Genomic DNA, 26,496 nt, shown 5'->3' with positions numbered 1-26,496 from the left:
AATAAAAATCAAAAAAACAATAGCCGCAACCAAAGAAAAACAAAACAGAAACAATGTAAACATAATAAAAAACAATATGGCCGCGAAATATATTTATTTATTATTGGATAGCAATAAATTTAAGTCATAAAAAGAATTAGCACTAAAGTATTATTTCAATTTGATACATTTGAAACTAATGTGCTTCGGATAACCAACAGGTAACACCATTGCAACTGCTAATTATTCAAGCCAAAATGATCCAATGTTAAAGGAAACTTATGTCAAATTTATTTCGTCAGCAGGTTGTAGACGAACAAAAGCAACGGCTTTATGGAGATATATCTTTAGCTCAACCTCTTTCTATATATACCGTATCCCTATCTATATTATTAATAGTTACTGCGATAATTTTATTTTTATATTTTTCACATTACGCTCGCAAGGAAACGGTTCACGGATATCTAGTCCCCGATAAAGGTGTGATAAAAACCCATGCTAATCGCAATGGTAATGTGGATATATTGCACGTAAAGGAAGGTAGTGATGTCAATGCTGGTGACCCATTAGTCACTGTCATAATAAGAAGCAGCATGATATCTGGTTTTGAGTTAAGCGAAACACTGATAAGTGAGTTAAAACAACAGCAAAGTATTTTAAATCAAGAATTAGATAACAACACAAAGCTGAATACAGCTGAGACTCTTAGACTCAAAAAAAGGTTATCTGACTTATCGGAGTCGATGAAAGTATTATCTAGACAAAAACAGTTGTTAGCAGAAAAATTGAACATACAAGTTGCACAGAAAAAACAACACGACAAGTTCTACAAAGATGGTTATTTATCAGAGCTTGATTATCAGCTTCAATTATCTAAATTAATTGAAGTAAAGCAAGAAATGGAAAACTTAGAGTCGAACAAGATATCGATTGACCGCGAGTTAAATCAAACTCACTCTGAATTAGCGAGCTTACCGTTCCAATTTAATTTAAAACAGTCAAATGTTCATAAGCGCCAATCTGATATTCAAAGACAATTAAATGAAGCGGAGAATAGTTACATATTTGTTATACGCGCTCAAGAATCAGGTACTGTGGCGGCAGTTAGTGTTGTTGAGGGTGAGTTAATTGACAGCAATCGTCCATTGATGAGCATTATCCCAAAAGGCTCTTCATTGGTTGCTGAGTTATTACTACCAACAAGAAATGCGGGGTTTGTTAAACAGGCTGATGAGGCTAGATTGCGCTTTGATGCATTTCCTTATCAACGGTTTGGTTTTCTGCGCAGTGAGGTATTGCGCATAGATAAAGCGCTACTTCTCGATGGTGAAGCCGATTTACCCGTTAAGTTATCAGAGCCTGTTTACCGCATAAGAACAATGCTCTAGTGCGGCCCACAAAGGTTTTTTGGCAGATTTAGCCAAGATTTTACCTTGTCATGTTACCCCAGTAATCGTGACTGACGAGGGTTCAAATTGCCTTGGTATAAGGAGGTTGAGGCCCATGGTTGGTTTTGGCTAATCCGTATTAGCGGTACGGTTCAATTTGCAGAGATTGGCGCAGAAAATTGGCGTTCAGTTCGCAGCATACATCACTTGGCAAGTGGTCGAGCGAAGAACCTTGGCTGTAAGACGTTGACCAAAACCAACCCTATTAATTGCCATCTCGCGTTTTATCGTGGCAAGCCTAAGGGGCGAAAAAATCAGCGTTCAATGAGGACTAACTGCCACCATCCATCCGCAAAAATGTACTCAACATCGGCTAGAGAAAATTGGGTGTTAGCCACCAACTTGCCACCAGAGTCTCGGACGCCAAAACAGCTTGTAAACCTGTATGCCAAGCGCATGCAAATTGGGGCAAAATTTCGAGATCTCAAAAGCCCTGCATACGGCCTTGGTTTACGCCAAAGTCGTACAAACAGTCCTGAGCGATTAGACATAATCCTGCTGATATCATTAATGGTTCAATGCCTGTTGTGGCTAGTTGGGTTACATGCACTGCAACTGGGCTGGGATAGGCATTTCCAGGCTAATACCGTTCGGCATCGTACGGTACTGTTAACGATTCGCTTGGGTTTGGAGGTACTGAGGCGGCCTAATTATGACGTGACGGAAAAAGAGTTACTTGCATCCTGGGTATCGTTCGCAAATCAGCTGCTCAAACATGGTTATGCCATGGCTGATTTATGAGGGGATCCCTGAGCATTATGCATTTAAATACACAATGAAAAGGAAAAGGAAAGCTATGCCTATTATTATACTAATATTATTGTCGGCCGTATTTTCGGTACAGGCTGCCAATTTAATTGACTATTCACAAATCGATCTATCAAAGGTGATCAACGCAAATAATACAAAAGGATTCTCGGCTTCTTCGCAACCACTGAGCTATCGTGATGCAAACTTAGTTAAAGTAGGGAAGGAAACACTCGTCCGTAAACAACAGCTCCATTATGGACTTCCTGTCTACGGTCATTTTGTGGTTACGGATGTTTCTAATCGTGGTTTTGCAAAGGCAATAGATGGCCAAGTCTTAACGGGGATTGAATCAGATATTGGTTCAACTTTACCGATGATTAATGTTGACCAAGCAATCGATGCAGCCAAAGGAAAGCTGCAAGGTATTGCTGCTACAAGTGTGCAGGATGCACAGACTGAATTGATGATTTGGTTAGATGATCAACAAACCGCTTATTTAGTCTATAAAGTTGACCTTCTCTCTCGAACAGGAATGACACCATCTCGCCCAATAACCTTAGTCGATGCTAAATCAGGCCAAATACTTGATGAGTGGGAAGGCCTGACTTTTATTGAAGCCGAGGGGCCAGGCGGTAATCAAAAAAGTGGCCGCTACTACTTTGGTGCTAATACAAAATACGGTGGTTTCCAAGTTAGCAAAGACTGTCGCATGGATAGTGCTAATGTTGTTACGCTCAATATGAATAATCAACAGTATGGTGGATTGGCCCATCAATTTGATTGTCACGTCAACAACCATCGGGCTATTAACGGAGCTTATGCTCCAATGAATGACGCTCACTACTTTGGCCAACGTGTTTTTGACATGTATATGGAATGGCTCAATACTCGACCTATTCAGCAGAAACTCACAATGCGTGTTCATTACGGTTATAACTACGCTAATGCATTCTGGGATGGCCGTCAGATGACCTTTGGTGATGGTAATCAATCAATGTATCCACTTGCGACACGGGATGTGATTGCACATGAAGTGAGTCATGGGTTTACTGAGCAAAATTCAGGTCTAGAGTATCGTGGAATGTCTGGCGGGATGAATGAATCCTTTTCTGATGTTGCAGCCGCAGCATTAAGTGAATATGTTCATGGTAGCTTTAGCTGGAAGATGGGTGAGCACGTGATGAAATATTCAGACGCGATGCGTTATTTCATTCGCCCAAGTCGAGACGGCAAGTCGATTGACCATATTAACCAGTATTATCAAGGTATAGACGTCCACCATAGCTCAGGGATTTTCAACAAAGCGTTTTACCATCTTGCAACCAGCCATGGCTGGAATATTAAGCAAGCCTTCATTACTTATGCAACGGCTAATCAACTGTATTGGCGACCAAATTCGAGCTTTCAGCAAGGTGCAGATGGCGTTTGCAAAGCAGCACATAAACTCGGTTATGAAACCTCTGCCGTAAGCAGTGCCTTTGCTCAAGTTGGGATCCAAGTACAAAACTGTGGTTCAGGCCAACCAGAACCTACTCCACAGCCAAAACCTAACATTGTTACATTATCGAGTAATAAACCAGTAATCATCGATGCTAATTATGGTAATGAACAACATTATGTTCTGAAAAATATTTCAACGGATGAAGCCTCAGTTTATACATACCTTGGTAATGGCAACGTTGATCTTTATGTAGCAATTAATAGACCTGCATCGATGAATGACTTTGATTGCGTTTCTCGTAACCAGACTAATGACGAATATTGTGGTTTTAGTGGTATAAAAGGAGCTGATATTTATATATTAATTACTAGCGCTGACCGTTCTGTAGATACTCACCTTGTTGTGATTGCAGAAGGTTCATTACCCGCTCCACCCGAACCTCAAGATTTATGTACTACTCTGAGCGAGTGGTCCCCTTCTTATTACTACCCTACGGGTATGCAAGTTCAATACAACGGACATCGTTTTACTGCAATTCAAGATAATTGGGGAGCAGATCCATTCGATAATTATTGGTATTGGAATTATCAAGGCAGTTGTAAGTAATTCAGTGGCTGTAAAGCTTATCTGAGCATATTTTTGGTATAAAAACAGTACCGAAAGGAAGCTAAGAAACATAAACTGGCCAAACTAAACTCGGTTTGGCCAGCGGTGATGGGCTTTGTTTCCGAAATCGAGTCAGCGAACAAAACTCTCATCATTGTTCAAATATCAAGCTACATAGTGGGTTTCAGGCATACCTAGTCCAGTAAGCTTGTTCAAAGCCCTAATCATCGCGTAAGTTTCTCCCACTTGAGCGTTATAATTCCGCATGCTCAACGTGCCTCCTAGCAGTTGTTTTATCCTGTACATGGCAGTTTCTGAGATTGAACGGCGATGATAACCATACCGTTTTTTCCACTGCTTATTTGAGCATGAAGCTATTGCCAACTGACGGCTAAGTTTAGTGGATGCCCTTGTTCCCATAGCGCAGCACCTTCCCTAGGGGAATGAGCACTAAAGCGCGTTTTCGACGAACGGCTTCGTGACAGGCTTTCGTGTCGTAAGCACCATCACCCGAGATATTGCGGATTTTTCGATGGGTTTGCTTAAGTAAATTGGGCATCACTTCAGCGTCTGTGACACCTGATAAACTGAGTTCTGCAGCAATAATTTCATGGCTATGTGTATCTACGGCAATATGCAGTTTACGCCACACTCGGCGCTTTCCATCTGTGCCATGTTTCTTCACTTTCCACTCACCTTCGCCATAGACCTTCAAGCCTGTCGAGTCGATAGCTAAGTGCTCAATGGCGCCGCGAGTCTTGGTTTTAAAAGCAATATTGACCGTTTCCGCGCGTTTACTGATACAGGTGTAATGCGGGCAAGATAATGGGATGTCACCCAGTTTAAACACCGAATAGATAAAGCCCTGTAAGGCTCGCAGTAGCATAGAGAAAATACGCTTAACCATCAACGCAGTGGTAATGGCTAAGCCACTAAACACTCGAGGGCGACCTTTCTTTTGACTGCTCGACCTTGGCTTTCCACTTAGCAATTGCATCCTCATCAATCCAGAAGGTAAGTGAACCTCGGTTGATTAAGGCTTGGTTGTATTGCTTCCAGTGGGTTGTTTTATAGCGAGGTTTTGACACGGTTGATGGGTAAGTTGATAGGCGATGACGATCAGATCTGCGGCTACGGTTTTAGTTCAACCTATTTAGGAAACAAAGCCCGGCAAGATCTCAATTTGCGACAGAACCCAAAAAGAAGTAGGTAAAGGTAGGTTTTTACCTGATATTTCATAATTAATCTCGTGAAATTAGTCATTTTTTGTGACGACAATACTACTTGTATGATTAAATTATTTTGGAGTTTTATTTAATGTTTAGTTCCGCACTTTCCAATAGAGCCTTGTTGAGTTTAAATGTATCAACTTGCGAATTACAAAAATTAGAAAAGCTGGATGTAAAGAAAATAAAGGCAGTTGATATAAGTCGACTACAGCAAACGATTTTAAGCACTAACAATATAGTTAAAAAACAACGGATACTAAAAACCTTAAATAAAATTGGTCAGCATAATGAAAGTGGAGTACATATTTTAAGTAAATATTCTCCAGAAAAAGTTCTCGATCTTACGCTGTGTAGTGGCCAACAGTATTTGACCACGGCTTTAAAAACTAAAAATACATAACATTGTAGATTTTAGCGTGTGAATCAATCTCACCTAGAGTGATTCACACGCTCACTTTTGCCTGATAGACGGCACCTGATGAACAGCTTGGAGTGCTCACTATACTCAGTAATTGCTTCTAGAGGAAGGTGACGTGAAAACTTGTCTATTCATATTAGTTTTTATAGGGCAATCACAGATAAATAAAGATCGAGGGAGTAATTACTCTAAGTATTTTTGGGGCAAAAGTTAGCCAATTCACAGCAACGCTCGCGTATACGGAAACAGCATACAACGTACACCATGATTAAGGCTTTAAACAAGCTTACAGGACTAGGAATGCCTGAAACTCATTGTGCAGTTTAATATTTAAACAATTTTAGGGGTTTGTTCATAAATTCGATTAAGGAAAAACCGATCACCATCACAAAAATCGATCTTTTTCGTGATCAATATTTGATCTGAATTGGGAGATGAAAAAGTGAGCGCTATATTAAAGGAAGGACGTAATCACACGAAATGGAATTCTGATGGCCCAAATGATTTTGAAGTTCCAAGATAAGCATGAGTTAATTTTACATCCCGCAGCGAGAAATGCATTCGATGTAATGCAATCATTCCCGGCACTCTGTAATAATCATGCCCTACCTGCAAGTATTAGGTCTGAATTTGCCTCCCAAACAATATATTGTTTGGGGCACATAGATTCGAGAGTAAAAAGCAATAAGGCAAAACATCGCGGCAGAACATTTCAGTTTTATAGTCCTATTTGGGCAGCAAGTTTTTGGGATAACGGACGCCCACCAGAAGGAACTTTGCTGATTTACGAAGCAAACATTCAAGACCAACTGACACCTGAAATGATTGAGAAAAAGGCGTGGTTGTCACTATTGCAACTGCTCTGTTTATCCATCAATTCTAAAAATGTTGCGTTTTTTATTGATGCCTGGCGCCATGGCCTGCCAGAGCAGTTTTCACGCGAACTCTTTGAGAGAAATACACTACCTGACCAGCTATTTTGTGATTTGTTATCTATCTCGAGAGGCACTCTGGTTCAGCAGCGGCAACGCCAGTCTCCTAAATGTCCAACATCTGATTCTGTCGATATTGTCTCCGAATTAACAATGCCATGGGAGCCCAAATAATGACTCCTCCGGCACGCAACATCAGCAAAAAATTAAAGGAATTATTAAACAAATGGCTTGTGCCAGAGCATTTAAATCCAGAGCTCAAGCAAACTCTGTTAATGCAACTCGCCTACAGTATTCAAGCATTTCCAGCAGGCTATTGGGAACAATTTGAACTGATGCATAGGTTAGTAAAGGTTCTGATAACAAAAACATCTTCAGGCTCAGTGAGCAACACTGAAATATTTGGAATTTTAAAGAAAAATAAGCATCTTACATCATATCCATTTGCTGCCACCATTTGTGCAGTGTTACCACCCAATGTAACACCACAATGGATAACAAAATACACGGCATACCAATCTATCGTTCTAATCGCTTGCTTCATTCGCTATACCCACAATCAACAAATCGCAGCCTCCGGAAATGAAAATGCATTACGAGAGTTACGTCTGGTCGCGATGGACCCTAGGCATCGAAAGCTATTGGATATATTGCCAGAATTGGATGAAACATCATCAATAGAACTACTGGTATCTGCACTTAAAGAACTACGTAAGCATAAGTATCCTGCCCTGCAAGAATACGGTATTGGTTACCTGGATTTAGTGCTTAGAGACGCACTATCTTGGACCGAAAGACGACGAAGAAGAATTAGAATTCCTCCTACTTCGGACTCTGACACCTTCATCGAACTCAATCCCATTGATGCATTTGAAGACACAGGTCTAGAGGTTAAAGAACTGTGTGTCATCTCCCCAAAAGCGACGACTGCACAAGAACGAGATGAGGCTATATCGATAAAAGCAGGCCGAACATTTCGTATTGAAGAGAGTACCTTGACACATAATCAAAAAACAAACCGTTCCCCATTATCAAGAGCAGTCCGTGCTATACAGCATCAATGTCTGACCGAAAAATTGAGCATTATGCAGTTATCGTTAAGCTGCAGTTACAATCAACTTACCGAATGGGATATACACCAGCTCATTCGCTTCACGACCGATGGAATTATGAATGGAGCAGACCCCGAAAGCTGTTCAGCCCTGCTTTTGAGTCTTCTATGTGGTCGAGATCCTATTTCACTAGCACAATCTTCAAATGCATTTTTTCTAAAACACTACAAAAATCACCCTTGCCTGTATCTAAGCTACTCTGTGCCAGCAAGTAAACAAGATGGAAGACTAGAAAAGTGCTTGAAAAATACAACAAATCGTTTGGTACTACCTCTCCCTAAAATATTACAAGGTCAGCTTACTCAAAACGTGGGCACGGAATACTTAAAGTCAGTCATTCATAACATTAACGAGCGACATCGATGCCGTTTAAGTCTTGGAAGAATTACCCGATTTATGGAGCACTGGTATCTCAATAATGGGCTAGATAGAGCCGAAGTTGGACTGATAAAAGGGCGAGCCCCCGAAACCAGCCTGCGCTGAGTTATTCAAATTTCGATGCAGATAAACTGATTGAAAACTACGGCGCTTACGTGATTTCAATATTCAACATGGCTGAGATCGACCCGCAACTCCCCATAGCTAAGCCCATCAAAAAGCAACTGGGCAGTGCATTACATCTCCCTCCCCAGACTTTGCACAATTTTTTCCGCATACTGAGAAGTCAAATTCCTCGCCCGCGAAAGCATTCTTTGGAAGAACTCACGACACTACATAATCACTATGTCTGCTACGTATGGGCTCTTCTGACTTTTGCAACCGGTCACCGCGATGTTAACGCACCAATGGGACAGCGTACCGATTTCAACAACCATAACAACTCTTGGTGGATAAGCGATAAAGAAAACCGTCATGGGATATCTGCTAGAACATTGATACTCCCAAAGACTGCAGTGAAGCAACTTGAACACTATCTACAACATCTTCAAGAGTTGAAAAAACGCAGTCAGCTCATCGCAGAAGATATTTTCAATCGTGCGGACGCGGCGATTACTGGCAGCGGAAATCTTCTATTTTTTATAAAACATCACGAACAGGACAACATCCCCAAAATTGCGCAAGAACTCACGCCTGCTAGAGTAAAAGCATTTCTTGGCGACCAGTTACCTTGGCCTGGCAACTGGGGGCGACATCACATGCGCAGCGAATTAAAGCGTCTCGGTGTTACTCCGGAAGAAATTGATGGTTGGATGGGACACGAAGATATCGGAGAAGAGTCAATGGGTCGTCATAGCATGCTATCAACTCAATACCTCAACCGCATCGCTCAGCATATCGAATCGCTACTGAACACTCATGAAATTACGGTGGTTGATGCATGGAAAACCCACTGATTCTCCCAACTGAAAAAAAATCCCTAGTATGGCTATTGGGGCATCAATCGAGAACCGCTGCTCGGCAAAAAAGTCATATAAAAATAATAAAACAAGCTCTGGCGGTGCTTGAACAACATCTACCTGAACTGTTTGAAACACAACCGAAATACGATCGATTTTCGGCAGTTTGGCCACAGGTTGACTCGGATCTGCGAAAGGTCCTCAAATCGGAAACAGCATACCGCCGAGGATATTCTTTTATCTGCAGACAATTAGAAACGGGTAACCGACAAGGACTTTGGCAGATCAATCCACCTTCAGACTATCTCACCCTTCGTAGGGTTCGACCGCTGAGAAGTTTGACCTGGTAGCAGAATACTTCTGATTTCGCTTCAAAAATTCACGGTTTGCTGAACAATCTTGATAAAACATCCGATCCCCAGCAATGTTTTGCCAGATTGCTGATGAGTTGTATTTGCTATGGAGGCCTGAACCGACCTGCGCTATGGCCTGCTCTGGCTAAAGCATTAACCGATGATAAACCATTAAATGGCAACAAGGACCTTTGCTGGCTAACCTTGAGGCCAAATCATGGGAAGGACTTTGCCAGTAACTTCTATACCGATCACGACGGTATGGGGCCCAATGAAGCTCAGGTGGAGGTTCAGTTCTTCCCCGACCCGATAAGCCTTGGTCTGATGAAGCTATTCCTAAGTTTCAGACCCAAAAATTGGCGTTACCCCAAATCAATTACAAAATGTTTAGAGATAATCAAGTCTGAACTCAAGCTTGATCTTCCAATAACACAACTTCGACAAGGCGGGGTTTGTTTTGCAGAGACTCAACTAAATGTCGATCTACCACAAGTGTTGGTAGAGTATTCGTTGGGACGTCAAAAAAGCGCATCTCTACCAAGTGGTTACTGGTTCAGATTGTTGAAAGGAACAACGGGATCCTGCAATGTAAGAAGCTTTGCTCAATTCAAGCAATGGTATGATCTAACGCAAACAAACAGTTCAGCAACACCGTCATCACGCAGTTCTATGCTAGGTAACCGATACCTACCGAATCAAATAAGAGAAATACTTAAGCAAAATAACGCAAAATCCCAAGGAAAGATTCATGTTGTCAGTAAGTTGCGGGATCTAACACAACCAAGCCTCCGCCTAAACGAAGAGATCCTTCTTCAATGGCTAATTCACCACCTGAATACTGAGAAAAATGCAGTATCAACAGCTAATAGGTACTTTGGAGCAATTGGAGGCCACTGGTTGGCTGCGACCGCAGGCGTTGACCTACACTGCTTGAGTAGTGACGACTTTATCTATATTTATCAAGAAATTATGAATCGCACATACAGTCAGCGGGAACAGCACTATAAGGCCGGTAGATTTGAGAACCTACACTCATTCGCACAACAGAAATTTGATCTCCCTCCTCTTAATCAGCCGCTAAGCGAAGGGAGCTATATTACTCCCCATGTGAGTGCCGCCATTGTTGATGAGGCACTGTTTTCAGCCCTGCTGCGTCAAATTGATTATTTAGAAGACTTAGACCATGCTGCCAAACGGATATTAAAGTGCTTTCTCATCATTGCTTATCGAACTGGTCTCAGACCAGGAGAAGTCGCCAAACTGCGTCTAAAAGACATCGAGCCCTCTTCTGTCGGCTGGCTATTTGTTCGTGAAAGTCGCCACGGACATAACAAAACCGACTCAGCCCTTCGAAAAGTGCCTTTATTGCCTTTACTGACTGACAATGAAAAGCTTTTGGTGGAAAGCCATCTTAGTGAACGTCTTTTGGCTTGCCATAACCACTATGCCGAATTGCTCATTCACGCAGATGGAAATCCCTTTGAAGTGTTAAACACTCGTCAAATATCCTTGATGATGAAAGAGATATTGTCTCAATTAACCGGCGGTATTTATTATCGACTGTATCATCTACGCCATACGGCATTGTCCAGACTTCAGCTTCTTGCCCATGATGACCTGATCGGCTTGCCAGAAGTATTGAAGGCTATGCTGCCGTACACCCCCTCGCAACGGAAGATAATACGTAAATTGATATTTGGTGAAGGACGGTTACGTGACAGATATTCTGCGCTGGCTGTGTTTGCAGGCCATAGCAGCCCAGACACAACATTCAGAAGCTACTTACATTTTACCGACATACTGCTGGGCAGCCATTTGGCGGTAAATGCCCAAGAAATACCTGCTGGCGCAGCGAAAGTGGTACTTGGAGTACGCCCTCATCGTTATAGAGTGATGCAAAAATCAGGAAACGTAACCCCTGTACGTTTACTGCCATTCTTTAGAAAACGGCTCTCACCTTTTATGAGACCAGTGAACAGCATTCGTCAGAGTACAGTCCTTCAGAACAACGAGGTTGAAAAAAGCAGTCACTACATTCAGGCCTTGGCTGTACTCAGGAGGATCGAGCTTGGTCATGACTATCAAGAAGTCGCACTTCATTATCGCCTCCCCCTAGAACAGGTCAAACGCTGGCTTGATGCTGCAACTGCACTTCGGATGTTAAAAACACCACAAGGCATTGACCGATTATTTTCAAAAAAACGTTGCTATGCACTGCTACCCGCAGAACCTACTGACATTGCAGATCGAAAGGATATTTATTCAGCGTTACAAGCATGTAGTAAGCTCAAGTCGAGCAAAGAAGGAAAAGTCGAATTACGATGGGCTATTCAGTATTGTCTAACGCATACAACCAGCAGCCACACGTGGTTATACTTTGATAAAGCGACAGAGTTTCAGCGATTCATGGCGTTGGTAAGCCAACTTTTTACCTGGAAGCGCTGGCATCTTAAACTGCGTTATCAATATGGCAAAACATATAATCAGTGGCGATGTCACCCCGATATCGAAATAACTCGCGACACGTTACAGAAAATAAACGAATATCCAGAAGGAGCTGGAAGATTATTTTTACGTCATACCAATGAACAAAAACACATCAAAAGCAGCGGTGGCAAAGCAATAAGCCAATATTCTTCCCCGGCATTGCAAACCGTATTCCACCGGCTGGCGATCATCCTATTCAAAGCGGAACAAATAAGGCAATGGGAGCAGAAATAATGCCCCCACGCCTCACCCAAGCCGCTTATACCATTGATCGTTCATGGCGGAATGTGCGTACCAATGATGGGGAGGCACGTCTGCAAAAGCGGTGCGCCAATGACATACTTCCATGGATAGATTGTCACATAGTCTCACCATAGAGGCTGGAAGATAAGCCTCTGAGCGGCGCCCTACCTTGACCGAAAAGCAACTACTCAACGCCTCAAAAACCTTGGGGGAACTACGATGCAATGCCTCCAATGGTCCAGCCAACACCATAAAATTGTAAGACTCGTGAGAACCCGCAATGCCATCCCGAGTATCTGCATTGTAAAAAAGGTGAATTTTACCTATGTCATGCAAAAGACCCCCAATGAAAGCCACACATACACTCAAGGGCCCTACATTATAACGCCAACAAAGCATAGCCGCTGTCACCGCCACCTCATGACTATGCTCCAGTAATCCACAAGAATGATTATGATGGTGACTACGACTCGCTCTGGCGGTAAAAAACTGCCCCATCAACTCATTGTTGAGTAACACTGCTAAGTAAAAACGTCTCAATGCCTCATCATGGATAAGCCCCAAAATCCCCCAGATATCGATAATGATCGACTCACAACCTGCTGGTACGAGTTTAAAATGATGATGCACAACAGCTTTATCAGTGACCTCAGGAATACTCAAAGTTATTTTTACCCGTTGCAAATCATCACAATGATTCCATTGAACCATCACTAGTTGCCCGTCAGGTTCTACACCTTCCATAACATTAGGGGATAGTTCAAGAGTATAACACTCTCTTAAGCAGCTAAATTGCCACAACTCTACCTGTTCTCTGCGCTCAATCAGATGAACCCAGGCCAAGTCATCTGCATTATTTGTTCGGGATCTGATATTCATTTTGACGACTCCCCTTTGGGTCCATTGCCAATCAACCGTTCAAATGCTGCACCGTCTTGCCCCAATAAATTAGGTACATAGCGCGAGTAAACCCTAAATAACATACCAGTATTGGCGTGCCCTAACTGTCGAGCAATCCATTCCGGACTCTCTCCAGCAGCGAGCCAAAGGGTTGCTGCTGTATGTCTTGTCTGATAAGGATTTCGCTTTTCGAGCCCCAAACTTTCCAGCAGTGGATACCAAACGCGTTTGGTGACATTGTGATGACTCAGTGCGTCACCACGCCGGTTACAAAAAACGAAGTTGCTCTGAGTCTCGGTTTGCTCACGTTGGGTCTGAAGTGCTTCATATACAGGCTGGTTCATTGCAATAGCTCGGCATGAACCAGACGTTTTAGTTGGGCCAAGGCTGCCACGAACCAGTGACTGGCGGATGTGGATCAGTCTGTTTGTAAAATCAATATGCTCCCAGGTCAGGCCATCGATTTCTCCTGTTCTCATCCCCGTGAAGAACCTAACGAGGTAGTAAGTACGGAAATCTGTTCTTACATTCTCTACAATTCTGTATACCTCGTTGAGAGAAAATGGCTGAATTTCACTTCTCGGCATAGGTAACGCCTTGATATTTCGCCACGGGCTCTGAAATTCAAAACGTTCAGCAGCCTCATTCAGGATCAATCGCAAATATGTCATGATATGGTTGATCCGAGAGGTTGATAAAATTTTTAAGGTGACCAGATCCGGTTCGCACAGCCTAGTGCGAAAGCCAAGAATGTCAGTCTTACTAATAGTGGCAATCATACTATCCCCCATTGCAGGTAACAGATGACACCTCAAGATACCTTCAACGGTCTCAATTTGACTGACTCGCCACTCAACTCTCTTTTCAACTAACCAAAGGTTGGCGAAAGTGCCAAACAGCATCCGTCCTCCCGAAGCTTTAAGTAGGCTAACTTTGGCGAGTTGTCTGAAATACTCAGCTTTAGGACTATCAGGGAAATGATGCCCATAATCAAAGCTACCCGCCTTCATTTGCTGTTCGAGTAGCGTTAGCAACCTATTTAGCTTCTGCCGATTAGTTGAATTATCAACAAGACTCGTCTGCTCTCGGCAGCGCACACCCTTATAGCGAAAATCCAAATAAAGTTTCCCATCACGGCTATTTACTGTTCCCATGGTAACCTCCTAGTTCATCTGATTAATCAGATCATGGGCAGAGGCTCCAAGCAGCATAGACTCCTCAACTCGTTCCCAGATGTAGAGAATTTTTCGTCCGCCAAAGGGCCGGATGTAATGTACACCTTCAAACAGCACAGCATCTTTTAGACACTGACGGATAGTCCGAACGTCGTACTTAATCCTTATAGATAACTCTTCTGTCGTAAGATAAGTATTCATACTTGCCACCATATAGACCCGAAATTGACTCATTCGTGATTCATTTGCATCTTTTGGGATTACAATACTGCACACAAGATTAAAGTCAAGCTTTATTTGCGTCATGTATGAGTCATTTGATATGATGGATGGTAAATAAGACTTACGGATAGAACATGATCAGGATCCTCCTCATCAAGCAGCTTGATGAAAAAGCGTTCAAGGAAAAGCGCCGCATAACGTTGTCAGAAGTGAGTGAGAAAACAGGGATTAGCCGAGCAACTTTGACTCGTATTGCCAACGTGCCGGGTAATATCACCAACACTGATACTATCAATTCTCTGTGCAAATATTTTGAATGTCAGCCTGGAGAACTATTGATGTATATCGAAGACGATACCAGTACAAATTAGTTTTTAGACATTTAAAGTAATAATAAGTAACTCTTCGGGTTTTGGTGTTGAAGGGAATATCGACAGTTTTAGCTCACTTACTCATGTAAGTGTAATGCGGGCAAGATAATGGGATGTGACCTATTTTTAAACACCGAATTGATAAAGCCCTGTAGGACTCGCAGTGGCATAGAGAAAATACGCTTAACCATCACTGTGATAATAGCTAAGTCGCTAAACAAACGTGGACGGCCTTTCTTGCAATACTCAGTTTTCTCTTTCCACATTGCGATAACCTCTTCATAAATCCAGAAGGTAAGCGAACCTCGGTTTATCAAGGCTTAGTTATAGTGTTTCCTGTGAGTGGTTTTGGCACGTTGATAGAGAAGAAAATGGATTATGCTGCTCAGATCAGCCACCTGTGTTTTAGTTCAATCAATTTAGAAAACAAAGCTGATTCTCACGAGTAACGATAATTTCAATGTTAATAAAGCGTTTACGTAAGATGTTAAGTATCAGGTACAAATTTATATACACTGATGAATAAACGGTCAACAGTATTTATTTTAAAGCCTGACTTGCTCAAGGCATTAAGTGTCGATGTAGTGATAAGGTAATAGATTTCGGATTTACATCATGGCACGGGTAAAAAAGCATATTTTAGACGCCAAATATATGGTACCTACTGAATGCTGCAAATATTAAAACGACTGCGACTGCCTGAACCTAACATTTTCACATTCTGTTTTTCTTTTAAACTCAGCCAAGCTGCACTATCTTCAGGCGTCAGACTGGCGGGTTGATAGTCCAAGTTTGAATGACGTGAAATGAGCACTTGCCTATTTATATCCTCCGATAAGGTATCCACGACGTTCGTTGTCATTTGACCATCTGAATACGCCATAACGAGTACAGTGTCTTGTCCCTCAAGCTCTTGTAAGAGCAAGGATTGGTTCTCAACACTAAACTGGACGTCTTTGTATCCATTTGAACTTTCAGCTTGCCCTGAAATTGCGCGATAGAGTCGACTTCGTTTTCTCTTCTTTAGGGTACCTATTGGTGTTTCGTTTTCCGAGCTATACGCATTTACCACTTTAATGTTGTTCTTTGCTGCGTAGTTTAAAATCGCACTTTGGTTGCCTAAACCACGTCTTGTCAGCGCAGGTGAATTCTGTAAACTCTGAGATAAATGTTGTTCTGTCGCATCAACAATCACAATCGCAGTCTTTTTACCCTCGCTCAAAGACTGGTTTAATGCCCTTCGTACTTCAACATGGGCTTGTTTTCCCTCAAGCGTGTCCCACTTTGGCGCTATTGAACCAGCAGCAGGTCTCACCTTTACCGTATAAGAATGATATCGATACTGTCCTGCAGGCCAATATGTATTTCTCTTATAGGCACCAAGATCATCTGCCAAGTGAAATTCACTCACTACCTTTTCGTTTTTCAGATATGCCTTTGGTTTATTCTGTCCGCGCGCCTTCCAACGGAAATACATTTCTTCACGCCTCGCAATGGCGTCGCTACGAAGCACACTTATCGATGTCTCAGCATCTCTTCCATTTTCCACATTTTTGTAATGTGATATCCCTGTTGTTTGATATTCTGCATTTTCAATTGAGTATTCCGTTATTTGCCCGGTCTGAGGATGACGATGCTTCAATAACACACTACCAGAAGGCATCGCTCCTGAAGCGTAGTCCCGGGCATGGATTAACTCGTGCCCCAAAGCGACAGCCTGATCAAAAGGCTGGTTAGTTCCAGGTATATTGACCACTTCCTTCGTAGAAAAGAAAATGGTATTCGACACTCCTTTGCCATCAAATTGTCTTTGCAAGACTAATGATGCTTTTTTTTCATCAGGAAAAGTAGAAGGTACAGTCTCAAATAAGCACCCTGCACTTTCTGGCTCTCTTATCACGGTAACAATATTCACCTTTGTAATATCCACACCTTGAATATGCTCAATAAGAGGCTCAACTGCGTCTTCCGGTCCGTTTACTGGTGTATATGTGGCGATTTGGCGTAATACCTCTCGTCCAGTTGTTGACAGGTTAAGCTTTTGAATCAGTGACTTAATATCTTCGAGATAGGCATCATCTTTTGTTTGAACATAAAGATTCGTTGAAACTCGATACAAATTGCCGAGCTGCTGAGAGTTGTAGCCATGAATGATTTTTACACCATCTGGAACGGAATAAAACTGCCCCATCTCAGCACTACCACTGGCAAAAGCGATCCCAATCAATGTCGAGAACACAAGGATAACGAGCAACACTTTTCTTAGTATTTTCATCTCATTAGCCCTCAATCATAATGTGGAGTTCGATAAGCTCTTCTAGTTCTTGGATTAGAGCCTCCTTAATGTGCGGAAGCATAGCCATGTCGTTTGCTTTAATGACATAACCAAGCTGCGCAATAGCTGAATCTAAGTTGCCTTGAGAGAGAGCTCTCCCGACAACGGATAAGTCTCGCCACATGGTATGTTGCTCTAGGACTGCAATTTGTTGAAAAAGAGACTGCCGATGCGTGGCGTTTAGATAATGCCTATGCATAGGCGATAAAGTACTATTAAATAATTGAGGTGCGCTGCCACTTGCAGGTAGTACATTCACTTCTGATTGTTGGTGCTGAGCAATTTGAGCGAACAATGCCAGATCACCAAGCAAATAATGCAGTTCGTTGGCGGTATTGACCTCTTGCACTTTTTTCATGATTTGGTCCACTGCAAGTTCTAAGTTTGCTTGCATAGTGCTCGCGGTTGATGTCTCGATGACCAGCTCAAAAGTATCCGCCATGATTGGTGAGTAAAAACGAAGATTCTTCGCCGAATAAACACTTGGATAAGGAATTGAGTAAGTAATATCACGAAGATAAGCTGTGGCAATAGCTTGCTCAAAAACAGGCTGTATAAATGCACTGAAGATTTCACTCTGCTTAATATTACTAAGAAAGTCTCCAGAAGGTTTCTGTGTTTTAAGCAACTCATACCAACGACTTAACTGATACCAGTTTGTCCTTTGTTCTGAATCGGAAGCATCAACCCCCTTACTATTTAAATACTGTGTTAAGGTTATTTGGTACGGAAGTACTGATATCGTTGATAACTGTGACATCAACATTTCAAACTTTTTATTTGCTATTTGACCAAATACATACGCGTGAGCAACATTACGTAACCTCGAACGAAGTAACCCTGGCTCCCACCCTTGGTTAATTCTCTGAGCGACATAGGAATCTACGTCGAAGCTTAAGTCTTTGTTAATGACCGCCACAAGCTCTTTATCCTTAGAGACATGATAGATGTCATAAAGTGGCCCAGAGTCTTTACAAGCATCTATAGAAGCTTGGATTCCGCCAGAATAAACCGATGGAACCCCCCAACATTGCCGAGTAGGTTTAACCTCAAATGTAACCGTATCCAACTGCTCTTCAGACAAATAGTCAACATTCCAATTCGCTTTTGCATACTCCCGTAATCCACTCATGCGCGCTTTTTCTTCCAATAAACGACGATTCATACTTGTATATTTATATATGAGAGGAATGTGGTGTTTGGCACGTTCCATTACCGCATTGACAAACAAACTCCGATGCCTTTGCAAATTATTCGTTGCAGTTTGAACTAATGATTCTTTAGCTTCATGTATCTTTAGACTCAACTGGCTTAGCTCTACAGAGGAAAGTTGCTGTATGATCGACTGAATTCGCTCTTGCCCCTGTGATTTTACACAGTTCAGCAAATTTGCAGACTCTTGAAGCTCGTCAAAGCAAAGTGGTAGATTTAGATTTGATTGCTCAGAGATATGACCATAAACTTTGAGATACTCAAGGTCTATCCTTGCCATTTGCCTAGCAAGCTGACGATCGTAAGCCGATGCAATACGACGATATTCAGTATCCGCTGCAAGCAATAGATGGTCGATGTACATAGATATAGCCAACCTCACATACTTATCGTATTTATTAATCAGCGTAATCGCATCCTCTTTTTTATGATGAAATCGGTCGAAGTCTGCATAGTGATTATTGAAGACGTAATGGGTTTGAGATTCAAACTCAGCTATTTTCTCTTTCGCGGCGAAATATTTTATATCATTAGACAGCATATTAAGTTCGTCGCCGATCAATGGAACAATCGAAAAGACAGAAGCGGCCTTGTCTAATGTTGAGGAAGATTCTTGAGAGAAAGTGGACGCCATGTTTTCAGCCCACGCACCCACAGCAAAAGCATCACCAACAGGGCCAATCACCTCTAATGTTGAACTACCGGCTTGACCCAAACGATTTAATAAAGCCGGACCACTTAAAGTACTTTCAGCCGTCACAGGGACTGCTTTTAGCGCCTCTTCTGTAGATGGCCATGCCTCAGAAAATAACCGTTGATGAAATGAATGTTCTAATTCTCCAAGTGTGGAGCCAAACTGGGGTTCTGAAAAAAATTGTTGATGATACTGTGCCTCTAGACGCACATCATTCAAGTCGTTCAAACTTTGAGTATCTGACGTTCCGTCGATAAAACATAATGATGACGCAACGGGACTGAATATAAACAGGCACATAAAGCTTGGTATTAATTTAACATTCATTAGGTTAAATACTCCCTAAGTTAGTGAGAAATTGAACAACATGGTCAGACACATAAGCAAATTCTTTAAGTGATTAATCCAGCTTATGCAGCGTATCTCTACTTGCCAAAGTCAACTTCATCAGGCGTGAGGTCATTGAGTCCTTGATGGCCACGCTCAACATTATAAAACACCATGTAGTTGTTATAATCGCGGAATACTCGTCCCCCCTGAGAAAGAACAATACATTACGTTAGATGGAACCCATGAATAACTAAATGCTTAAAACTCACTATGATACATCAATGGAAATCAAAACTTTGACACTGATAGTTAGAGGGAAAGTACACTCATAGTACTAAACAGGGCTTTATGGATCTCAATGCAACTCAAACCGTTGCGCTTGTTGCTAGCAGACCCCAGTATAAAAATGATTATAATGGGGCACAAAAACGGACGCTAAATTTGGTTGTGTCTTTTTGTGGAGATAGCCTACTCATACTTATAATGCTAAAAGCTTTTAAACGGTTACATTACCCAGTCGATATCATTGCGCAATGTGTCCGCTTATACCTTGAGCCTGCGTAATCTCGAACAGATAAGGCGAGCGCGAGGTTATCGTTGACCATTGACACTTCCCCGCAGGGTTATCCGCCTCGAATAAGGCTTTCATCAGCATAAGACACTGTTGGATGTCGGTGGCATATAGACGAAACGTACATAAAAATCAAAGAATAGCGAAAATATCTGTATCGAACTGTAGATACGGCAGGACAAAACAATCGATATTTTTTGCTAACTGCCAAACAGCACACAACAGCCGCATTACTCTTTTTTCACTAGGCCATTCGTTATCACGGGGAGCCTGAGACGGTACTATCGATAAAAGTGCCACCAAAACAGCTGCCTTGACCACACTCAATGCCAACAAACCAGAATGAAGAAAGTATGACGGTCAAGCAGAGCAAATACCTGAACAATTATCAAACGACAAATATCGCCGATGCTGGGATTCAGCTTATTGAGGCGAGCGCAGAAATTATTATAAGGAGTTGAGTCAGTGAGCATGATATGCAAAGGCCAACTTGACCATCTCGCTGGTGACGTATTGACACCTGCAAGAAAATTTTATTTTTTGCCCGAACAAAAAACAGTCAGACTACATTTTTTCGTTCTATTTCCGTTAATACGACAGAGCAGATTTTAACGTGCAATGCTATTCTCTTATAAAATATAAAAACTTGACATATTAACACACCAATAATAGCGAAGAACTATCCTACACAATTATATAAGTTTCCAATGAATGTTTCAACGTATTGAGGCGTCCAACACAACAGTACAAAGCCAATCCCTGCGTTCAAATTATCTAGAAACCTTGTTAATAGAAAACCAAACCGATTAAGCTCCAACTCAATTCACATCAGAAAATTTCATTATTTTCATGGTGCTTATTTACCTGAAAAGCATGATAGTTAAACAGACAATAAAATAACCCATAGGAAATATCCAGATGCCATTTCGTATAGTTCAGGGCACAATACTCGTACCATTCAACGCTAACATCCAAAAACTCAACCCAACAATAGAAATAAAACAGGTTCAACAGTTATCAACATTATCTCGTCACCTAAACCAGTTACAAAATTATAATCTCCAACCTAATAGTACCCCGCTTGCTTCTATATCGGTACAGGATGTAACCGATGGGCAAATGCAACCGGTAACATTACTCAAGCTCCCCTTGTTTGAGGTTGCATCACATCACCACAAAGAACGCCGTCAAATGTTAGAAACTAAAGCAACGAGGCATACACAAGCATCACTGGCTCATATTAAACGTCTTGTCGTAATCGGAGATAGTCTATCAGATTCAGAAGGTCGAATGAAATCGAAAACATTCGGCATAATGCTTTCCTCCAAACAATATCACAATGGCCGCTTTACCAATGGTTTTGTATGGCCAGACTTTATCTCTTCATCGGCTTATTTAAATAAAGATCTAGTGAACTATGCAGAAGGTGGCGCCGTTGCGGCTAAATATTCAAAGTTAAACCCGATCTTTTGGTTTATTTCTAATATGGAACGTCAAATTAAAAAACATGATTTTAAATCCGATGATTTAGTGATACTCGCACTGGGTTGCAATGACTACATGACATTCGATAAAAAAGATACTCAAAAAGTGGTCCACTGTTACGAGAAACAAATTACTAAATTAGTAGAAGATAAAAAAATTAAAAACATCCTTGTGACTGGCATACCGGACTTGTCAAAAACAGCCTATGCCAAAAAACAAGACAAAGCCTATCGTACAATTAAAAGTGAACTCACTAATGAGCATAACACTAGCCTAAGTCATAAAATATTGGAACTAGCAAAAAAATATAAGGACGGAGGAGTGAACATACAATTTTTCGATTTCAATAAACAATTCATCGAAACTCTGGGTAAAGCTCATGAGATAGGCTATGACACTAGTGCAGCAAATAATGTGGGTTATGTGGATATATTCGGTTCAAGTAAACCCTTTGACCCCGCACATCGGCATGTGTTCCACGATGATGTACACCCGAGCCAAGAGGTGCATCAAATATTAGCATCTAGAATGAGTGACTATATTACCGATAAATACTCTAGAGTTCCCAACACCAAAATTGTTGTCAATGAATAAAGTTGAGCGGATTATTTATAGCATCACTAGGCATTAAAAATTAAAATGCACCAGTAATTTTAAAATTACTGGTGCCATTTACAATCACAGAATCACTCCCATATAATTAATTAAAATTATTCACATGTTCGATAGAAACGTAAAACTGTTCATCCACTTTAATCAAGGTTCCGGTCGCTATCAGTTCGTTGCCACTTTTTAATAGCACTTCGGATTGGATAAAGTCATTTATTGGTTTAATCTGACTCGTTTTCAAACGATTAAGCTCATCCAACGTCATAGTGCAATTGGCAATAACAACATCAATTGATATAAGCATCGTTTAACGGACCTGAGACATCGAAGTAATAGTACGACGAACATCTCGAATTTCTTCTTGAGCCGAAGTCACTTCTGTCATAATATTCTTAAATTTCTGCTGTTCGGTATCTAAATCAACTTGTATGCTATCACAATACGCCGTCATAGTTGCGTTCATCGATTGCAATCGTTCATATGTAGCGTTTCTAGAATCACCGATTATTTCTTTAACACCGTTAGGATTACCAAGTGTTTCCTTAATAATTTTGTCAATTTTATCTATGTTCTCTATATCTAATGAGGTCCACACATCTTGGCCAGGCTTAGTGTTTGGCAGCAATTCTGACATAACTAACCCCCAAAGGCGGTTAATTTCAGCAATAGCCTCTGCCTTTAACGAAATGTCATTAGCCTTGGCCTCTGCCAGTTTAGTTTGCTCAGTGATATATTTTGTCAACAGCTGATCAATTAAGCTAAGAGGATCACGAGAATTTTTTGAAAACAAACCGCCTGAAAACAAACGATCTGAATACGTACCAGTGTCAGGTGACTTAAAAATATTAGCCGCGATGGGATACTGACTCAAAGTCAATTCGAGCGCCTTAGCCTCAGATTCTGGTGCAGAAAAGGCACTAGTCGTAGATTTAGCTTGGATATCTAGCATTTGAGTTTTCCTATTATTGTTGAATAAAATAAACGCGTGTTTGTTCACTGTCTTTAAAAACAACCCTGTCAGCTGAAATAGATTGAATGACTCCTAAATGTGGCACATTGCTGCCCACCCAATAGCGATACTTATCGTCATATAAATAGCCTCTCGATGTTGACGAATAGAAGATCGAATAAGGGAAATTAGCATTGTCTATCAATTGAGTTCTTTCGTTTTGTGCTGCTATAAATGGAACCATATCCTGCAAACCGTTAGCCCGTAGCACTATAATCGCTTTAGCACTGTCACTGACAAACCAAGTCCCCTTAACATTATTAAATGCCAATCCATACTCACCTAACACAGCCATGACCCGATTATCCGCCTCAAAGGTTTCAACTTGTATTTGATCACGATCTGTATTTTCTATGATCTTATTAGTGACAGTCTTTTTCGAATAACTCGACACCACCTCCACCACTGGCTGAGAAAGCTGCTGAAAATCAGTCCCCTTCACTATCTCCGCATTGGCTTGCCAAGCCAGAGGCAAAGCGGCAAACGCAGAAGCATTGGGTACCTTAAGCTTACCATTCTTGATATAGCTACCATTAAGTTGGGTAAACTGTTCCGCCATATAAGTCTCTTGATTAGCTTGATATGCCATCAAGCTCCCCGCAGCTAATGCAATATTCAATAGCAAGATCAATATAATAACTGCGCGGTATTTTCGGGCACAATAGCTCATCCATTGTGGTTCACGCTCGCCCTGTCGATAGACAAAAAAGGCAACTCCCTTCATGCGATAGACATACCCAGCCCGCAGCTTTTTCGACTCGTCGCCTTTTTTTAAGCCTCTAATGAATACACTTTTGCCATCATTTGAAAATACCCAACGAATGCCAGCGGATAGAACTTCTGGGACATAAAGTGTGTCTGAATCAAGATCTTCATTCGATCCAGTTATGACCAGCTTAGGATCAATGGGCAGAGTGACGCCATGTAAGTGCCCTTCAACAAATTCAAATAACCACATGCAAGTTCAACTCTTGTCTCAATGTATTAGCGATGATCACAGTATCACTCAAGATTTTTAACAAGCCTTGTGGGTGATCCGGCAAAGGCATACCCCGCACGTAGAAATAGTCATCCGACTTAAATTTGGCTATGTAACCACCCGCTGTCAGTGACAAATTGGCATTTATCCTCAGAGCGGCCTCAGAGGGGAAACACTCAATATCGAGCGCAATCATGATCAAAATAGTATTTGTGAGGCCGACACGAACGCCATCCTCAATGCGGCATTTCAGCTCACCAAAACGGCACAATAACGCTTGATGTTCATCTAGTGATAGGGACGAACCTTTCACTAAGTGAGTAAACTCCATCATCAATAAGGTAAATTTCTTATTTTTCATCGTAATTAAACTTCATCTCAATCATAAAACGCCGCTGGCTAATACGCTGTTCGGCTGTAGGCAGGCCATTTTCAACACTGCCTCGTAATAAAATGGGCGTATCTCCCAAACCTTCAGTTTGTAAAAAGTATTTTACGCTATTAGCTCGAGCATCTGCCAAACGTCGATTAGCCACATAGGATCCCGATGAATCGGCAATACCATAAACCAATATACTTTCCACTGGCTTTCCACGCAGATTTTCAATCATGCGTAGTAACATATTCTTTCCCTGTGGCGTGAGCACAGACTCATTTACTAGAAATAGCTCCTGAAACACTAAACGCAAATGTTTCGACTGGGTAACACAAAGATCGAATCTATTATCTAATGCACTAGATACACTATTGCCTAATATCCACGACTCTCCATCTTCCGATATCCAAGACTCCCCATAACCAGAATTAAAATTGTCTACTACGTTAGATTGTCGACTATCTTCTATAATAGCCCCCCCCTGTCCCACCAAGGTAGGTCCTACTGCTACTCCAACAAGATTTGAATAGCGCCAATAATCCGCTTCACAGTTCTTTACCTGGCTTAAAAAATAAGTATGCAGATTGACTAAATAATGTCGACTCAGTTGAGAAGGTAAAGATACTTCAATGCACGCAGTCTGATGCGGTGAACCATCAATATACTCAGGTGCTCTCTTGACCCAATAACGCATGTGGTTAACATCATCAATCTCAGCAAACAATAAGTTATAAATATCTTGCTTCCATTCGTGATCCCATATTATTGAATCATCTCGGACATTATGAACACATGCAACGAGTCCTGTGATTATAAAAATAAAAATCGAACATCTAAATATTTTTTTCATTACTTTCTTCTGCCTGCTTATTTAACTCTAAAAGAATTAAAGCTATATGACGGTAAAATAGTTTTGGAATATAGTCATTACCCGTACGCATTTTTCTATAAAATGCCCTCGCCAGCCCTCTATGCTCTATTATCGGAATGTTAAGCGCCTCTAAGCGTCGACGTTCCTCCAATGCAAATGATTCAGTGGTTATACTCAGCACCACAGGAACTTTATCTATTCCCCTTTCATAGCAAATAGGCACTAAAATATGCGTCGGATTTGCGATTGCAAAGGTCGGTGTACGACCTTTAGTCATGGGCGCATCCATGACTTCTCGCATTCGTTGTCTACGCTCAGACTTTATTTCAGGCGACCCTTCAGTTTCTTTCATCTCATTTTTCATTTCGGTAAAAGTCATACGGTTTTTTTTATTAAAATGATAACACTCGACCATAAAATCCACACAACCTAAACTCACACCGTACACAATAAAAAATAATGATACCAAACCCACATATAACATTAAGTTATAAATAAAGTAAGTGATGTTATTCGTTTGCGCCAGTGCAGTTAACTCGCCACCACCGACATCTACGACATATTTCAATAAAAACAATAAAAAAACCAATTCGAAAATCTTACGCAATGAACGAGATAAAGCCTCAATACCAAATATATTCTTAGCACCTGTCACCGGGCTAATCTTTTCCATTTTAAGTCCCAATGACTCTGTACTAATAACATTCTTATTAAGAAGAACCCAACTTATAGTCGCCATGACAAGTTTAATCATTAATAAAAACAATACACCCCAAGTAATAACAATATAGACAATATCTAAACCCGTCGATATATCGGCGTACAGCATCACCTCGAACCATTCATTAGCTGACTCAAATATAAAATAAATGCTACTAATAAATATCACAGCAAATACCACTAGTTCCATAGTTGGTTCTGCTAGTTCTGTTTTGGGGAATTGGCCTTTCTGCCTTAAATCCCTGAGCTTCTTCTCCGTAGGTGGATATTTTTTGGGTTCTGTAGATTCGTCTGACATCAGA

General features: G+C 41.3%; 20 protein-coding genes and 4 pseudogenes. 11 read left to right on the top strand and 13 right to left on the bottom strand.

Annotated features, from left to right (window positions below; genetic code table 11):
- The first annotated feature begins 260 nt into the window (after positions 1-260).
- From CKQ84_RS19175 to CKQ84_RS19165, 3 genes and pseudogenes are all read left to right on the top strand, one after another.
- Complete coding sequence (locus tag CKQ84_RS19175; protein ID WP_254053136.1) at positions 261-1,367, top strand: HlyD family secretion protein; 1,107 nt, start codon at positions 261-263, stop codon at positions 1,365-1,367.
- Positions 1,354-2,168, top strand: a pseudogene (locus CKQ84_RS19170) (IS4 family transposase); the annotation flags it as partial. The gene CKQ84_RS19175 and the pseudogene CKQ84_RS19170, both read left to right, overlap by 14 nt.
- A 55-nt stretch (positions 2,169-2,223) precedes the next feature.
- Positions 2,224-4,224 (top strand): M4 family metallopeptidase, encoded by a 2,001-nt coding sequence (locus tag CKQ84_RS19165; protein ID WP_105252413.1) that lies wholly within the window; start codon positions 2,224-2,226, stop codon positions 4,222-4,224.
- A 165-nt stretch (positions 4,225-4,389) separates the two neighbouring features.
- Here the strand turns inward: CKQ84_RS19165 and CKQ84_RS19160 are convergent.
- A pseudogene (locus CKQ84_RS19160) lies at positions 4,390-5,312 on the bottom strand (IS5 family transposase).
- Positions 5,313-5,541: 229 nt separating this feature from the next.
- Between CKQ84_RS19160 and CKQ84_RS19155 the strand changes: the two are divergent.
- The 5 genes from CKQ84_RS19155 to CKQ84_RS19140 all read left to right on the top strand — a co-directional run bounded on the left by CKQ84_RS19155 (position 5,542) and on the right by CKQ84_RS19140 (position 12,326).
- The gene (locus tag CKQ84_RS19155) at positions 5,542-5,853 is read left to right on the top strand and encodes a hypothetical protein (RefSeq protein WP_105252412.1); all 312 of its coding nucleotides are present in this window, start codon (positions 5,542-5,544) and stop codon (positions 5,851-5,853) included.
- Between the two features lie 509 nt (positions 5,854-6,362).
- Positions 6,363-6,977, top strand: coding sequence for a hypothetical protein (locus CKQ84_RS19150; protein WP_105252411.1), 615 nt, complete (start codon positions 6,363-6,365; stop codon positions 6,975-6,977).
- Positions 6,977-8,398, top strand: coding sequence for a hypothetical protein (locus CKQ84_RS24080; protein WP_254053135.1), 1,422 nt, complete (start codon positions 6,977-6,979; stop codon positions 8,396-8,398). The genes CKQ84_RS19150 and CKQ84_RS24080 overlap by 1 nt, the downstream gene beginning before the upstream one ends.
- Positions 8,399-8,448: 50 nt before the next feature.
- Positions 8,449-9,249, top strand: a complete 801-nt coding sequence (locus CKQ84_RS24075; RefSeq protein WP_254053134.1) for a hypothetical protein — start codon at positions 8,449-8,451, stop codon at positions 9,247-9,249.
- Between the two features lie 389 nt (positions 9,250-9,638).
- Positions 9,639-12,326: a site-specific integrase gene (locus CKQ84_RS19140; RefSeq protein WP_254053133.1), complete on the top strand. Its 2,688-nt coding sequence runs from the start codon at positions 9,639-9,641 to the stop codon at positions 12,324-12,326.
- Positions 12,327-12,338: 12 nt separating this feature from the next.
- On the opposite strand, the gene CKQ84_RS19135 is transcribed toward CKQ84_RS19140, so the two are convergent.
- The 3 genes from CKQ84_RS19135 to CKQ84_RS24070 are packed head-to-tail and all read right to left on the bottom strand — an operon-like array spanning position 12,339 to position 14,611.
- Positions 12,339-13,214 (bottom strand): HD domain-containing protein, encoded by an 876-nt coding sequence (locus tag CKQ84_RS19135; RefSeq protein WP_105252410.1) that lies wholly within the window; start codon positions 13,212-13,214, stop codon positions 12,339-12,341.
- Positions 13,211-14,389: a tyrosine-type recombinase/integrase gene (locus CKQ84_RS19130; protein ID WP_105252409.1), complete on the bottom strand. Its 1,179-nt coding sequence runs from the start codon at positions 14,387-14,389 to the stop codon at positions 13,211-13,213. The genes CKQ84_RS19135 and CKQ84_RS19130 overlap by 4 nt, the downstream gene beginning before the upstream one ends.
- A 9-nt stretch (positions 14,390-14,398) precedes the next feature.
- Entirely contained in the window at positions 14,399-14,611 is a 213-nt protein-coding gene (locus CKQ84_RS24070; protein ID WP_254053132.1) for a hypothetical protein, read from the bottom strand.
- Between the two features lie 155 nt (positions 14,612-14,766).
- Between CKQ84_RS24070 and CKQ84_RS19120 the strand changes: the two genes are divergently transcribed.
- Positions 14,767-15,003, top strand: a complete 237-nt coding sequence (locus CKQ84_RS19120; protein WP_105252408.1) for a helix-turn-helix transcriptional regulator — start codon at positions 14,767-14,769, stop codon at positions 15,001-15,003.
- A 76-nt stretch (positions 15,004-15,079) separates the two neighbouring features.
- Here CKQ84_RS19120 and CKQ84_RS19115 read toward each other — a convergent pair.
- From CKQ84_RS19115 to CKQ84_RS19105, 3 genes and pseudogenes are all read right to left on the bottom strand, one after another.
- A pseudogene (locus tag CKQ84_RS19115) lies at positions 15,080-15,320 on the bottom strand (transposase); the annotation flags it as partial.
- Positions 15,321-15,664: 344 nt separating this feature from the next.
- Positions 15,665-17,278, bottom strand: a complete 1,614-nt coding sequence (locus tag CKQ84_RS19110; protein ID WP_105252407.1) for a M91 family zinc metallopeptidase — start codon at positions 17,276-17,278, stop codon at positions 15,665-15,667.
- A gap of 4 nt (positions 17,279-17,282) precedes the next feature.
- Entirely contained in the window at positions 17,283-19,571 is a 2,289-nt protein-coding gene (locus tag CKQ84_RS19105; protein WP_105252406.1) for a hypothetical protein, read from the bottom strand.
- Positions 19,572-20,048: 477 nt separating this feature from the next.
- Here CKQ84_RS19105 and CKQ84_RS19100 point away from each other — a divergent pair.
- Positions 20,049-20,688, top strand: a pseudogene (locus CKQ84_RS19100) (transposase); the annotation flags it as partial.
- Positions 20,689-21,063: 375 nt separating this feature from the next.
- On the top strand, positions 21,064-22,224 hold the full coding sequence (locus tag CKQ84_RS19095; protein WP_105252405.1) for an SGNH/GDSL hydrolase family protein: 1,161 nt from the start codon (positions 21,064-21,066) through the stop codon (positions 22,222-22,224).
- Between the two features lie 106 nt (positions 22,225-22,330).
- On the opposite strand, the gene CKQ84_RS19090 is transcribed toward CKQ84_RS19095, so the two are convergent.
- From CKQ84_RS19090 to CKQ84_RS19065, 6 genes are read right to left on the bottom strand one after another with little or no spacing between them, the layout of a single operon-like run.
- Entirely contained in the window at positions 22,331-22,543 is a 213-nt protein-coding gene (locus CKQ84_RS19090; protein WP_105252404.1) for a FliM/FliN family flagellar motor C-terminal domain-containing protein, read from the bottom strand.
- Positions 22,544-22,546: 3 nt separating this feature from the next.
- The gene (locus CKQ84_RS19085; protein ID WP_105252403.1) at positions 22,547-23,188 is read right to left on the bottom strand and encodes a hypothetical protein; all 642 of its coding nucleotides are present in this window, start codon (positions 23,186-23,188) and stop codon (positions 22,547-22,549) included.
- Positions 23,189-23,201: 13 nt separating this feature from the next.
- The gene (locus tag CKQ84_RS19080) at positions 23,202-24,206 is read right to left on the bottom strand and encodes a hypothetical protein (RefSeq protein WP_105252402.1); all 1,005 of its coding nucleotides are present in this window, start codon (positions 24,204-24,206) and stop codon (positions 23,202-23,204) included.
- The gene (locus CKQ84_RS19075; RefSeq protein WP_254053131.1) at positions 24,193-24,588 is read right to left on the bottom strand and encodes a hypothetical protein; all 396 of its coding nucleotides are present in this window, start codon (positions 24,586-24,588) and stop codon (positions 24,193-24,195) included. The genes CKQ84_RS19080 and CKQ84_RS19075 overlap by 14 nt, the downstream gene beginning before the upstream one ends.
- Complete coding sequence (locus CKQ84_RS19070) at positions 24,578-25,453, bottom strand: OmpA family protein (RefSeq protein ID WP_254053130.1); 876 nt, start codon at positions 25,451-25,453, stop codon at positions 24,578-24,580. The genes CKQ84_RS19075 and CKQ84_RS19070 overlap by 11 nt, the downstream gene beginning before the upstream one ends.
- On the bottom strand, positions 25,437-26,492 hold the full coding sequence (locus CKQ84_RS19065) for a flagellar biosynthesis protein FlhB (RefSeq protein WP_105252401.1): 1,056 nt from the start codon (positions 26,490-26,492) through the stop codon (positions 25,437-25,439). Before CKQ84_RS19065 ends, CKQ84_RS19070 begins: the two co-directional genes overlap by 17 nt.
- Positions 26,493-26,496 lie beyond the last annotated feature (4 nt).

Origin of the sequence: Shewanella sp. WE21 (assembly GCF_002966515.1) — a bacterium.
GTDB classification, from domain to species: domain Bacteria; phylum Pseudomonadota; class Gammaproteobacteria; order Enterobacterales; family Shewanellaceae; genus Shewanella; species Shewanella oncorhynchi.
The sequence above is the reverse complement of the archived record's forward strand: the minus strand, read 5'-3'. Positions and strand labels throughout refer to the sequence as shown.

Coding starts and splice junctions, on each gene's coding strand:
- CKQ84_RS19150 (WP_105252411.1), top strand. CDS start 6,363: ATGGCCCAAATGATTTTGAAGTTCCAAGATAAGCATGAGTTAATTTTA.
- CKQ84_RS19065 (WP_105252401.1), bottom strand. CDS start 26,492: ATGTCAGACGAATCTACAGAACCCAAAAAATATCCACCTACGGAGAAG.
- CKQ84_RS19085 (WP_105252403.1), bottom strand. CDS start 23,188: ATGCTAGATATCCAAGCTAAATCTACGACTAGTGCCTTTTCTGCACCA.
- CKQ84_RS19155 (WP_105252412.1), top strand. CDS start 5,542: ATGTTTAGTTCCGCACTTTCCAATAGAGCCTTGTTGAGTTTAAATGTA.
- CKQ84_RS19120 (WP_105252408.1), top strand. CDS start 14,767: ATGATCAGGATCCTCCTCATCAAGCAGCTTGATGAAAAAGCGTTCAAG.
- CKQ84_RS24070 (WP_254053132.1), bottom strand. CDS start 14,611: ATGAATACTTATCTTACGACAGAAGAGTTATCTATAAGGATTAAGTAC.
- CKQ84_RS19135 (WP_105252410.1), bottom strand. CDS start 13,214: ATGAATATCAGATCCCGAACAAATAATGCAGATGACTTGGCCTGGGTT.
- CKQ84_RS19075 (WP_254053131.1), bottom strand. CDS start 24,588: ATGAAAAATAAGAAATTTACCTTATTGATGATGGAGTTTACTCACTTA.
- CKQ84_RS19090 (WP_105252404.1), bottom strand. CDS start 22,543: ATGCTTATATCAATTGATGTTGTTATTGCCAATTGCACTATGACGTTG.
- CKQ84_RS19110 (WP_105252407.1), bottom strand. CDS start 17,278: ATGAAAATACTAAGAAAAGTGTTGCTCGTTATCCTTGTGTTCTCGACA.
- CKQ84_RS19095 (WP_105252405.1), top strand. CDS start 21,064: ATGCCATTTCGTATAGTTCAGGGCACAATACTCGTACCATTCAACGCT.
- CKQ84_RS24080 (WP_254053135.1), top strand. CDS start 6,977: ATGACTCCTCCGGCACGCAACATCAGCAAAAAATTAAAGGAATTATTA.
- CKQ84_RS19080 (WP_105252402.1), bottom strand. CDS start 24,206: ATGTGGTTATTTGAATTTGTTGAAGGGCACTTACATGGCGTCACTCTG.
- CKQ84_RS19070 (WP_254053130.1), bottom strand. CDS start 25,453: ATGAAAAAAATATTTAGATGTTCGATTTTTATTTTTATAATCACAGGA.
- CKQ84_RS19165 (WP_105252413.1), top strand. CDS start 2,224: ATGCCTATTATTATACTAATATTATTGTCGGCCGTATTTTCGGTACAG.
- CKQ84_RS19175 (WP_254053136.1), top strand. CDS start 261: ATGTCAAATTTATTTCGTCAGCAGGTTGTAGACGAACAAAAGCAACGG.
- CKQ84_RS19105 (WP_105252406.1), bottom strand. CDS start 19,571: ATGAATGTTAAATTAATACCAAGCTTTATGTGCCTGTTTATATTCAGT.
- CKQ84_RS19130 (WP_105252409.1), bottom strand. CDS start 14,389: ATGGGAACAGTAAATAGCCGTGATGGGAAACTTTATTTGGATTTTCGC.